The organism is Massilia phosphatilytica (genome assembly GCF_977014125.1).
Genome location: NZ_CDRNIL010000110.1, coordinates 1 through 11,709, shown reverse-complemented (window position 1 = coordinate 11,709; position 11,709 = coordinate 1). Strand labels below are relative to the sequence as shown.

Sequence of the window (11,709 nt, the reverse complement as noted above, 5' to 3'; positions counted from 1 at the left end):
TGTAACGTCTCGACCGTTACGTATTGCTAAGGTTAAAACGGAGGAGTTAGTTGGATGATCCAGCACCTGAACGTGCGGGCGGCACCTACCATGCTGTCCGAAGGCGAGTGCTTCGAATTCGAGGACGGGACCGATCCGTCGCTGGTGGTCGCGCGCCTCGTCAACGGCGCCGGGTCCTGACCCGGCGCGATACCGGTGGCTCAATCTTGTCGCCGAAGAGGTCGGGTTGTACTGACGGCGGCGGTGACTCTTGTAACGGTGCAGGCTCTGCTTGCGGTATTACAGGTGTCGTGTTCGTCGTGGTTTCGTAGGGATCGATCTCCGCCGCCATGCGGTTCGTATGCACCAGTACGTCATCGAGGATGCGGTATCTGGCAGGATCCACGAGGGCGGCCGATTCCATGAGTATTCGCCGCTGTGTCTCCACCGATGCCCGGACCATTGCCACCGTGCGGCTGCCCGCGTGGCCGGTCACCAGCTTGCGGTAACGATGCTCTTCCCACTTGTCCTGTTCGCGCTGCGACAGTGCGTTCGGATAATGGCGTGCCTTGTAACGAAGGAATAGCTCACCGAGCCTGGGGTCGCTGAACTCCGGTTTCACGAACGACAACTCGGCTGGTTCGAGTTCCCGCAGCAGGTCGAGCCCACGGCGATCGTGATTGCCAATAAAACCCTCGTAAAGTGCTTGTTCGACATCCGCCTCGACCGGATCCCGGGCGTAGACAACTTGCAGCATCCGTGGCAGGTCGAGCGTATCCAGTACGCCCAACATTGTGGTTACGTTGGCCAATGCCGCCGCCACGTCGATGTCGAGTTCGATTGCGCGTTCACGCGACAGGACGTGCAGGTTGTTGAAAACCGCCGGCGATTTGTTGGCCGCAATGCTGTGAAGCGGCATGCCTTCGAAGTCTTCGGGACGTTGGTCCTGGCGAGTGAAGAGGCGCAGCCGGACGCTCTCGGCATCGAGGTCGAGGAGCTGGCGCGGGTCCTTCGACAGGTCCCAGGCGACTACCTCGTTCCGGTTGGTGGGATGCTGAGTGATCGGAAACATGAGCCGGACAGCAGCGGCGCTCTTGGCCTCGGCACCGATATGGATGAATGGGGCATGCGACGCCGCATTCATCGCCTGCAAAGCGCGTGCTTTGTCGCGCATCGAAAACATGTGCGTGTACAACTGTGGCTGGCGATCCTTGATCAGTCGTGCGAGTTCGACCGTCGTGTAGACGTTCGAAAGGGCATCATGTGTCGACTCGTGCAACAGCCCGTTGGCGGCGCTTACTTGGTCCAGTATGAAGGATACGCTACCGCTGTCGTCGCGGGGCCATTCGAGGCTTTCTGGACGTAATGCATAGGTAGCGCGTATAAGTCCGATCAAGTCCCATCTGCCACATCCGTTTTTCCATTCGTGCGCGTAAGGGTCGATCAGGTTCCGCCAGAACATGAAGCGGGTGATTTCATCGTCAAAGGCAATCGAGTTGTAACCGAAGCCAATGGTACCTGGCGTGCTTAGCTGGCGATGGACTTCGTTCACGAAGGACAGCTCGGATTGTCCGATCTCATCGCAAAACTGGGGAGTAATGCCGTTCAGGAGGCATGCCGCCGGATCGGGCAAATGATCAGGTGACGGCCTGCAATGCAGCGATGTCGGATTTCCGATGATGTTCAGGTCCATGTCGAGACGGACGCAAGCGAACTGCATTGGACGATCCCGAACGGGATCGCTTCCTGTTGTCGCGTAATCGAATGCCAGCAGAGTGTTCATAACGAGCTCGCGGATCGTGGACGAGATCATTATAGGTTTGCGTGTGAGTCGGCAGAGCACACCTGGCTTAGCGATGGAATGGCTCTTCGTTTTCGACCGGAGCATCGCTGCCTCAGTATGCTGGGTCGAAGCCAGGTTTTATGCTGAATCGGTTGGCGCAGAGGAGGCGTTCATCGAGAAGTGGGGGTTTGTTTTGCTGTGGCTGCGCAGGGCATCTCTTCCTGTCAAAACAGCCCATTCGCCAGGCGCCAAGTGAGGCCGCTATCCGCATAAAAGCATCCGGACGCGACGGAATATTAACGGTTAATATTCCGAGCTAAGTGTTTGATTTTTATGATATTTTTCTGAAATATGCTTTCCGAAATTTTGCTAAGTGTTTGATTAGTAAGGATTTTTCTGAGTCCTTGCGAGACTTTCAGTCTAGTCTGCTCACAATGGCGCGGCCTGGTGGACAAGGCGCAATGTAGCGAAGCGCATGCGAGCGCCGTACGTATCCGATACATCACCTACAGTGTACGATTTGAGGAGAATGTATTGGACGCTCGACGTTGCCTCTGCACTGTCTAGTGCAGACCGCCGATCGTGTTGTGTTCCCAGCGGCAGGGACTGCCATACAGCCGTGCCAACGAGATGATAACGATCGCGAGGACTTGGTCGGCAGGTTTTTCGCGACATGTTGCGTACTTAGGTTGACAATCACAGCTTTCCGCGTTTCGCACAGTAAAACCAGTTCGGCGCCGAGGCTTGGCAGGTATGTTTGTGGCTCCGCAACAAGCAGGTGACAGTCGCCAGCCCAGAATCTCGTTCTGCGAGCGTCCGAACCCCTCTTTGGTACTTCGCGCGAGAGTCAGAGTCGACAATGATATGAAAAGTCCGCCTTGGGCCGCGCAGTATAGTTTTACTAACTTGGCGACGAACTGATTTGACCGAGTGGACTGCCACTTTTGGAGGACGGCTTATTGAACGACATTCTCGTGAAGGCACGAGACGGCCGTTGCCCAAACGCCGCGTACGTCAGGCTCGATGACGGATCGTCCAAGTCAGCGTTTTGCGTGAGCTCATGCCATTAGTCGGCAACCGCTCCTTCCTTTGGCTGCAAACTATCAAAACCCGCCCCCCATCCTGAGCTGGCAAGCGCTGGAAATGCGTCAAGCCATCATGCCTTCTCAACGTCGCCCTAATGAGGCCGAATACACACGTACTCGCATGGCGAAATGATTTCGCGCTTACGTTGCAAGGACAACACCGCGAACCATATCCGTCAATCGTCAATGCATGGCATTGCAACAAAAAGGGCACCATCCAGGCGCCCGTATTAACCGTTAATATTTATATCTTGAGCCGATTGATTTTATTGAATAAAATGCCGATGGCTTGATTTCATTAAACCTAAACCTTTGTTTTTAAACGGTTTTCTTTTTCTGCATAAACATCCCGGCAAACTCGCGCAGTGCACCCGTCGCGTCGAGGCGAGGTCGACATCAACACCTTCCTCGACCTTGATCACGATCTCGCGTTCCCTGATCTGCACCTTGAAAGCGGACACTCCGTTCTTGTCCGTGATCATCCTTGGCTCGGGTGGCTCGGTGCGAACTCGCTTCTTTTCGAAGGGCTCGACGAGCACCGCGCGCAGTTCATCGACGTCCATCTCCGGCTTGTCCATCAGGACCTCGACACCCGCAGTGATCGTGACGATCGCCTGCGGATGCTTGGCAATCACTTCCTTGACGACACGAGCATGACGGGTTTTAAGCAGCCCGGGGTATTTCTCGAGCAGGTCGATGATCGGCGTCGGGAACTGCAACGGCTGCAGGCATTGGGACACGCAGCCTCGGAACCCAGAACAGGTTCGCGATCCCTTTCTGGTCGGTCGCGAATCCGCGGTCGAGTGCCTCCTGGGTATGCCTTGGCGCGCGCTCGTACGTGCTGAGTTCTTCGTTGCTTTCGTTGCTACGTGAGCGTCGCCAGCTCGGCGTCGCGATCGCTCAGCGCACGGACGCGCGCGTCGATCTCCGACCAGCCGATCAGCCGAGCTGCACGGGTACGCCGGTGCCCGGAAACCAGTTCGTACTTCCCGGACGGCAGGCGGCGCACGACGATGGCTTCGTCCTGGCCGCGTGCCTTCAGCGTTTCGCCCAGCAGCTGGATGCGGGTCTCGTCGGTAACGCTGCGCGGCTGATAGGGTGAGTCGACGATGTCTTGCAGTGCGACCTTGCGGACGACATTGGACTCGTCGACTGGCACAGCGGGACGAGTTCCACCGCGACGGGACCCGGCACGGGCGCAGGGTGCGGCCGCTTGCGCGTCGACCGCATCGTCGCGCAACAGGTCTTCCAGAGACTTCGATGCGCCGCTCGGTGGCGGTGTCATGTGCATCGGTTGCGGCGTCGGAGGCGCCGGGCGCAGCCGGTCCTTCAGGCTGGCCGTGAACGCGGCTTCGGATTGGTGTGCTTTACTCACAAATTCTCCTGATGGTCAGATGCAGTGCGGCTTCATGCCGCGCGCAAGGTGTCCGCTTTTGTATGCGCACCAAGGACGCCCATCTTTTCGACCAGCTCTTTCGTTGTCGCACGCAGTTCATCTGCCGGAGTGCTGCTCGGACGCGACAAGGCCAGCGGCAAGCCGTCGTCGTCATCCAGAACCTTCTTGAATTCCTCGCTGCGTGCGCACTGTCTTGTCCATCCACGCGTCGGGATACTTGCTCGTCAGCGCAATGACCTGGGCCGCGACGCGGACTCGAGAATCGTCAAAGAAGTTGCCGAGGATCGCCGACTGCGGGTACTTGCCGTATTCTTCCTGCATCTCGCCCAGCACACCAGCCAGGTAGGACACGGACTTGGTGCTGTACCGTTCCATCGACACCGGGGCCACTACGAAATCGCTGGCGAGCAACGCCCCACGGGTCGTCTGGTTTTTCGCTGGCGGCGCATCGAACATGATGACGTCGTATTGCGACAGGTCGAGGTCCTTGTTCTTGCCTGAACGGCCTTCGGCGAGCCAGCGCGCGATCGCCAGTTCCGGTTTCTTGCCCATGATGGCGTCGACCGTGAACAGTGCTTCGAGGCGGTCCAGCGTCACCTCGGACGGGATCAGGTGCGGCCCATTCTCCCCGAACGGTTTTTTGATGACCGCGGACAGCAATTGCGTCTGTCCGTTCTGTTGCCATTGAGGCAGCAGGTGTCCAAAATGATAGTTCACGCAGGTGTCGACCGGCATGCTGGTTACCGTCGCTTCGTCGGGCGTCAGTTCCGGGTCATAGCCGAAGGAGATAGTCAGGTTGGCCTGGAAGTCCAGATCGATGACCAGCACGCGCAAACCCAGCAATGCGAGGATGCAGGCGATGTTCGATGACAGGGTTGTTTTACCGACGCCGCCCTTTGGCGCATACACTGTCAGGATCCGTTTGGCCTTCGCCGTGACACCATATTTTTTCGCCCGATACGCGGCCAGGTCATAGATGTTCTCGATGGTGAACAGGCGGGTCTTCGGACCGACACCCCCCTGCCGCTCGATTTCAAGGCCCGCCTCGTCCGAGTCGCGACGAACGGAATCGACACTGATGCCCAATAGCCTTGCCACGGCCTGGACTTTGAAGGTTTTGCGCTTCAAGAGGCTTCTCCTGGATTTCGATCAGGTAATTTTTACAAAATCGCAGCCTTTATGCAAGGGAAAAAACCTGTTTTCAACAAAAAACCTAGCAGCGAAGCGTTTACTACGCGAACTCGAGCATTGGCACGTATGTGTGCGTCGCGCGTACGGTTCAGGTAATTCATGTGGACATACAAAACCTTGGTATACATTCACCAAGGGTAAAACCGATAACCATGCGGGTTCCAGGCCCGACACGGGTGTGGATTTGTATACGAGGTGAATGCTTCTGATATCCGGGGGATGTGGATATGTCAGACCGGGGGAACTTTTGATAGCTCAGGGGTGTGAAAATGTTCGAAAGGGCAATGTTTTTGATAAATGCTGTGGATAAATGGCAAGTTTTGCCCGGCTGCGAGCGTGTTTTCTTGCGCAGGAATGGTTCGATGGCTCATGAATGCTCAATGTCGGCGTTCGCCTGGCCTCCAAGCTCGTCCTGAAACTGCATTGGTGTACCTTTGTGATAGCTAGGACCGGCGTTGTCGCGTATAGGTGACCTTTTTTGATAGCTCGAGCCCAGGTCAAGTGGCTTCGATGATTGTAAAAGGCGCGAACAGAGCTGTGAAGCGTCCTTGGAGACCCTGGTTTTCAAGGGATGCGGTGAACCTTTTTGATGGGCGTTTACGCCATCGATGCTTGCGATCTACACGCGTTCGCTTTTCAAAGACGCCTGGGCTATCAAATTGGTTCACCTGTGCCAGCTCGTTCGACTAGAGAGGGTCATGTGAGCAGTTGGTGCGTTGCTGCGTGGTAAAGTGAGCCCTTGCTAACCTACACCTTGTCGGTGTCCGAGGTGAACCTTTGTGATATCCATTTTGGTGGGCGACGAGCCTCGGGAAAGACGGTTGTCGCGATGGTCTCTGGACGGGTGAAGGTTCGTGATACCCCGGATTCGTTTTCCGTACCCTGGAAGCTTGCTCGACAAGACCGTCCAAGGTGACCGTTTTTGATGGGTTTGCCTCGCAGTGCGTTAGACCGATTCCTGAAAGACGCGTGTGCGATTCTTCGATAATGATGGGAAATGGCGGATGGTGACTGTCTTTGATATCCGCAGCGCGAGAAGCTGGAGCGACGACTACACATTGTTGAAGGAACGCGCACTCGGCAGGAATCGACGCCCATAAAGGTGATCTATCCTGATAGTTTGCCTGGCCTTCGGCAGCTTTTGTTTCGATATGGTGGTCAGAACTGCGCGGGCCTGATCGCCCAGGTGAACGTTTTTGATAGAAAGCCCCCTCGACTGCCACACGATCGTTCGTCCATCTGGCCGACCGAACTCGTAAAGTGAACCTTTGTGATAGGCAGATCTATACATTCCGGCGTGCGCCGTACTGCTGCAAGGTCTTTTGATCGTCATGCGTGAGCACAACGGGTCGGCGTCCACCAAGCACCCGAGGATAAGGTGATTGTTATTGATAGCTGTGTCATTCGCCAAGAGCTGCCATTTCAGGCGTGGTTGACCTTTCCGAAGGCAAGGGGAAAGGTTTTTGATAGAGGCCGGCAACCCAGACATGTGAAACCGTGAATCCGGGTCGCCTCCGTCGATGGACGTAGCGTTCAGGTGAAGTATTTTGATAGCCAACCCATAGTGCGCAGACGTAACAGCCCAACCTCATTAATATAAAGTGAGTACTTGCTATCTCTTATCAGCCCACACGGCGCGGCTCTGTAGTGGTGACGGATTTTGATAACCAGAAGATTGGAGGTATTCAGCCAAGTTGGACCGTAACCGATTCACGCGAGCGCCTGCATGGCGGACGTGCGCCCTGAACGATACGTGGTGCACCATGCGTGTTACCGCTTTCGGGTGAGGATTTTTGATAGCCGCCGTGTCCCTTGTTCCATGCGGGATCGGCCCCGTCTTTAAGGTGAAGGTTCTTGATAGGACTTAAGTGCCCATCCGGGTCGCTTCAGCCCAGTCGACTACGATTTGCCAGGTGTCCCCAGGTTCCCGCAGTCGTCGGTGAACGTTTCTGATACCTGCCTGAACTCGCGCAGGTGACTGGTCTCGCAACGCTTGCGTCAAAGGTCCTTGTATCACGCCGGTTCGGACGTAGCGGGACCCGAAACTGAAATGGTGCATCTTTTTGATAGCCTTGCAGGCCGGACGACAAGGTTGAAACAGCACGGCTTCAATGAAAGGTGATCCATTTTGATAGACGCACACTCGGGTGACGGCGATCGACTCTTGCTCGTCCGTTCTGCGCAGTGTCGGAGGTGAACGTTTTTGATAGGCGAAATGGCGCCCATAGCGCTTTAGGGCTGAGCATTGCACTCTCTAATGTTCGATGAGCGACCGTAAGGTGACCATTTTTGATAGCACCTTGGCGTCAATCCGCGCTCAAGACGTCCAGGTGACTCTTTTTGATAGGGGACCACGTACACTCGGGTGTAGTTTTTTGATAGGCCCCACCTTGGGTATCATGCCAGTTCACCTTTCGTCAGCGGATGACCTACCGTGCTTTGCCGCTACCGTTGATGTACGGACGCGACCATTGACAAATTAAAAATTTGACGCCGGGCATGTCAAGGTGAACAATACGCAATCATAGTTCACCTTATGATGCCGATGAGCCAAGACGACACCAATAACTCGCAGATGGCCCTGGCCCTGCTGTTCGAGCAGAAGCCCGAGATCCTCAAAAAGCCGGTGCAGGCAGTGCACATGGCGATCACGGGCGGGATCCAGAGCAAGACGCAACGTCTGGCCTTCAACGCAATGCTCAAGCACGCGCTCGATGAGCACGCGCGCAACCCGGGCGAGAAGGTCGACACCTATTCGATCTCGCGCGTCGAGCTCATGCGTACGATCAACTACACCTCGCCCAACCGCAAGCATTTGAAGGACACGCTGGCGGCCATGCAGAAGCTGACGGTGCAGTGGGACTACCTGCAGCAGGATGGCGATTCGATCTGGGGTTCCTGCGTGCTGCTGCCCTTCGTCGGATTCGACCGCGACCGCATCTATTATTCGTATTCGCCGCAGATCAAGCCGATGCTGCTCGAGCCGAAGATTTATGCGCGGCTCGACCTGCGGATCCAGCGCGCGTTCCGCCTCGATGCCTCGGCGGCGCTGTACGAATGGGTCAACCGCTTCCGCACCAACCCCTCCAAGCTGACCAATGAGATGCGCTGGGAAGAGTGGCGTTGGGTGATCTATGGCGAAGTCAACGAGAAGTCGGTCCTGAACGAATATAAAATTTTCAAGCGGGAGAAGCTCAAGCCCGCGATCCTCGAGATCAACGAGAAATCGGATCTGACGATCACGCTGCACGAGAACCGCGACGGTGGCCGCAGCGTGAAATATCTGCAGTTCACGGTCGAAGAAAAGGATATTTTTAAGCTCGAGCAGGACGGCGACAAGGACGCCGGCAGTGGCGTCCGTAGCGAATGGGACAAGCGGCTGGAGACGCTGGGCGTGTCGCCGCGCGAACGCAAGAAGATCCTCGACGTGTACACGCCGGACGAGATCGAGGCTGGCTGGCGGTTTACGAACGAACGTGTCAACGACAAGTCGAAGCCCCCGATTAAAAGCCCGGGCGCGTATCTGAAACGCGCACTCGAAGGCAAGTACGCGCCGGGGGCGCCCGTCAAGAAGCCCGCGACTGGCGGCGGTGGCGAGATCGCAGCGATGCAGGACATCCAGGCGCGCTTCACCAAGAAACGTCACGACGATGCCGCGGCAATGTTCGTCGAAATGCCGGACGAGGATCGCGAAGCGGCGATCGCGGAATACAACGCGCTGCAGGAAGTGAGTGCCGCACTGGTACCCGCCGCGGCCAGCAAGCGCACGCCTCGCGTCATGGTGCCGTTCTATGCGTGGCTGGCGAAGAAATACTGGGGTGAGCCGACGGCACAGGAAATCTTCGAGTTCGCTGTTACCTCCGGTGCGATCAGCATCAATCGCGGCGCCTGACGTCAACGCTGGCGTGCCCTTCCGCGGCTGCTTGCCGTCATCGCCGCCATGCGGTCGACCATCATCCGGATATCGTCGATCCGCAGATGGGGTTCATTGCGCAGCAGCTGCTTGTAGAGCAACGACACCAGGGGAATCGCATCGACGGCACGTACCGGCACCGCGACGGCCGCACGGCCGCGCTGGATGAGCCGTACGAAGTAATGCGAGTCCTGGAACTCGATTTGTACCGACTTGTCGTGTGCGCGGCCGTGACCGTCGAATTTCAACGAGCGGATCTTGTTCTCGAACAGCGCCAGGACCTGGTAGGCTTCCTGCACGGTCAGCTGCACCACGATCTTGTTCGGCCAATCGTAGGTTTTGGTCGCGCCGTCGCCCAGTACGACGGCTCCTTCGATGTTCACCGTATACTGCCGCGTCGCTCGCGTCTGCGCCTCGGCGATGCACAGGGCGGCACCGGCGCCGAATATCTTGAACGAATAGTAGGGCGGCACGGCCGGCTCCGCGGCTCCGGCAGTGGGCAAGACAGGGATGAGTCCCAGCCCGCCAAGGTAATGCCGGGCGCCGGGCGCGCGGGGGCTACGCTGCGCGATCGCGTCGAGCGCGTCGAAGAACCTGCGCTGCTCCTTGCGGGCGACCGTGAGCAACTGGTCGATCGCCGTACTGGCACCGAGGTTGCGCAAGGTCACGCGCACGTCCGGCGCCAGCGCACGTACGGTTGCCTCGAGCATGTCGCGCTGCGCGGCGTCGCCGGCGGAGAACGCGCGTAGCGCCTGCCCGAACTCCCTGCCGGCGTCGCATCTGGCCAGTTCGAGCAGCTGCTCGCGTGTCAGTGCAGGCAGCCCGGCTTCCGCCAGGATCGACGAGATTTCCGATACCTTCATGCCTGCACTTTGCCTTTCGCGATTTCGTAGATGCCAGCGGATCGTTCCAGCGCCAGGCCGAGGAGTTTTTTCAGTTCTGCCCGGGTGCGTCCGCCCTTCAATTCTTCCACCGCAAAGGTATTGCGCAATGTGCGGCCGCCGTTGTGGTCGACGTTGATACCGGCACGTCCGAACGTCGCCCGCACCTGCCGGTAGACAGTCACCGCGGACAACGGGTTGCCGGCGAGGTCGCCCGGGAACACCAGGTCGCCCTTGATGCCGAGCGTACTGCGTTCCCTGAGCCAGGCACGCAGCGCCTGCGCCCCGTAGGCGCGCAAAACCGTGTCGTGTGCGTGGCTGGTGTCGTGCTTGCCCTCGGGATTGATCGCCAGGACGATGCCTTCGTCGCCGAACGCACCCCCGAACGGATCGTGCACTTCGGACAGGCGCAGTCCGATCGTCTCGGCAACCTTCAAGCCCCCGAACAGCATCGTGGCCTGCATGGCGTGGTCGCGCCGGCGCTTCCACGCCTTCGGCGGCCGGCCCGCGCGGTTCGGACTGGGTTGTCCGAGCGGGGGCAGGGCATTGATGAAAGTGGCGATGTCCGCGCTATCAAGCACCTGCATGCCGTGATCCTGGGCGATGTAGCCGTTCGCGTTCGCGACCTGCAGCGCGGCCGATGCGGGATTCGGCTGGATCCGTAGATGCTTATAGCAGCGTTCCAGCAGGCGCAGGTAGCGGCGCGAGATCAGGCTGTTCTGTTCGCCGTCCGCGCGGTTCTGGCTGATGAAGCGCACGAGGTCCTGCTCGACGATGAGCGAGAATTTTTTGTTCTCCCGGGCGAGCCACAGGGCGAATTTGCCGAACATCGAACGGTAGATGTGGGCTGACTTTTTCGAGACCGGTTTCGGTTCCGCCAGGCCGAGCCGGTGACTGGTCCTGGCGAAGTCAGGACCCTGGATGAATTTGTCGAAGGCGGCAACGGGATTGGCGTCCCATTGTGTTGGCTCGTCCATGATGATCTCGGTGACGGTACCAGATGACTATACCATAAATGACATTAACTAACAGATACCTGATCTCATTCGACGTGAGGCGACTGCCGCGGACTGGCGGTGGCGGGCCGGGTGTTCTTTGGGCGAGGTGTAGTTGATCGTACGCATGAGCTCGACGCGCGAGATCGAATAGGTGTCGACCTTCTCGCCCGGGTTGCGCGCGTGCTCATCGAGCGCGTGCTTGAGCATTGCGTTGAAGGCCAGACGTTGCGTCTTGCTCTGGATCCCGCACCGTGATCGCCATGTGCACTGCCTGCACCGGCTTTTTGAGGATCTCGGGCTTCTGCTCGAACAGCAGGGCCAGGGCCATCTGCGAGTTATTGGTGTCGTCTTGACTTCATCAGCATCATAAGGTGAACTATGATTGCGTATTGTTCACCTTGACATACCCGGCGTCAAATTTTTAATTCTTCAAGGTGCTGGATCATCCAACTAACTCCTCCGTTTTAACCCTTCACAATGCGT

Annotated in this window: 11 protein-coding genes; 2 read left to right on the top strand and 9 right to left on the bottom strand. The window is 57.7% G+C overall.

Translation table 11 applies throughout. From position 1 onward, the window contains the following. Both ACWNCF_RS03770 and sbcB read right to left on the bottom strand, forming a co-directional pair. The coding region (locus ACWNCF_RS03770; protein ID WP_449406078.1) for a hypothetical protein at nt 1-204 on the bottom strand (204 nt) is incomplete at its 3' end. Further along, nucleotides 161-1,762, bottom strand: coding sequence for an exodeoxyribonuclease I (gene sbcB / locus ACWNCF_RS03765; RefSeq protein ID WP_449406077.1), 1,602 nt, complete (start codon nt 1,760-1,762; stop codon nt 161-163). The genes sbcB and ACWNCF_RS03770, both read right to left, overlap by 44 nt. Before the next feature lie 73 nt (nt 1,763-1,835). Here sbcB and ACWNCF_RS03760 point away from each other — a divergent pair, with 73 nt between their 5' ends. Next, nucleotides 1,836-2,018 carry a hypothetical protein gene (locus ACWNCF_RS03760; RefSeq protein ID WP_449406076.1) on the top strand — a complete coding sequence of 61 codons (183 nt, stop codon included), beginning with the start codon at nt 1,836-1,838 and terminating at the stop codon, nt 2,016-2,018. A 1,095-nt stretch (nt 2,019-3,113) separates the two neighbouring features. On the opposite strand, the gene ACWNCF_RS03755 is transcribed toward ACWNCF_RS03760, so the two are convergent. The 3 genes from ACWNCF_RS03755 to ACWNCF_RS03745 form a co-directional block, all read right to left on the bottom strand. Beyond that, the gene (locus ACWNCF_RS03755) at nt 3,114-3,587 is read right to left on the bottom strand and encodes a hypothetical protein (RefSeq protein WP_449406075.1); all 474 of its coding nucleotides are present in this window, start codon (nt 3,585-3,587) and stop codon (nt 3,114-3,116) included. Between the two features lie 125 nt (nt 3,588-3,712). Then, nucleotides 3,713-4,222: a ParB/RepB/Spo0J family partition protein gene (locus ACWNCF_RS03750; RefSeq protein ID WP_449406074.1), complete on the bottom strand. Its 510-nt coding sequence runs from the start codon at nt 4,220-4,222 to the stop codon at nt 3,713-3,715. A 171-nt stretch (nt 4,223-4,393) separates the two neighbouring features. Further along, nucleotides 4,394-5,371, bottom strand: coding sequence for an AAA family ATPase (locus tag ACWNCF_RS03745; protein ID WP_449406073.1), 978 nt, complete (start codon nt 5,369-5,371; stop codon nt 4,394-4,396). Between the two features lie 2,599 nt (nt 5,372-7,970). On the opposite strand from ACWNCF_RS03745, the gene ACWNCF_RS03740 reads away from it, so the two are divergent. After that, nucleotides 7,971-9,326 (top strand): replication initiation protein, encoded by a 1,356-nt coding sequence (locus ACWNCF_RS03740; protein ID WP_449406072.1) that lies wholly within the window; start codon nt 7,971-7,973, stop codon nt 9,324-9,326. Nucleotides 9,327-9,328: 2 nt separating this feature from the next. On the opposite strand, the gene ACWNCF_RS03735 is transcribed toward ACWNCF_RS03740, so the two are convergent. From ACWNCF_RS03735 to ACWNCF_RS03720, 4 genes are read right to left on the bottom strand one after another with little or no spacing between them, the layout of a single operon-like run. Beyond that, nucleotides 9,329-10,210 carry a hypothetical protein gene (locus ACWNCF_RS03735; protein ID WP_449406071.1) on the bottom strand — a complete coding sequence of 294 codons (882 nt, stop codon included), beginning with the start codon at nt 10,208-10,210 and terminating at the stop codon, nt 9,329-9,331. Further along, nucleotides 10,207-11,205 carry a tyrosine-type recombinase/integrase gene (locus tag ACWNCF_RS03730; RefSeq protein WP_449406070.1) on the bottom strand — a complete coding sequence of 333 codons (999 nt, stop codon included), beginning with the start codon at nt 11,203-11,205 and terminating at the stop codon, nt 10,207-10,209. The genes ACWNCF_RS03735 and ACWNCF_RS03730 overlap by 4 nt, the downstream gene beginning before the upstream one ends. A 48-nt stretch (nt 11,206-11,253) precedes the next feature. After that, a complete protein-coding gene (locus tag ACWNCF_RS03725) occupies nt 11,254-11,433 on the bottom strand; it encodes a hypothetical protein (RefSeq protein ID WP_449406069.1) in 180 nt (59 codons plus the stop codon). Further along, nucleotides 11,411-11,554 carry a hypothetical protein gene (locus ACWNCF_RS03720; protein WP_449406068.1) on the bottom strand — a complete coding sequence of 48 codons (144 nt, stop codon included), beginning with the start codon at nt 11,552-11,554 and terminating at the stop codon, nt 11,411-11,413. The genes ACWNCF_RS03725 and ACWNCF_RS03720 overlap by 23 nt, the downstream gene beginning before the upstream one ends. Between the last annotated feature and the right edge of the window lie 155 nt (nt 11,555-11,709).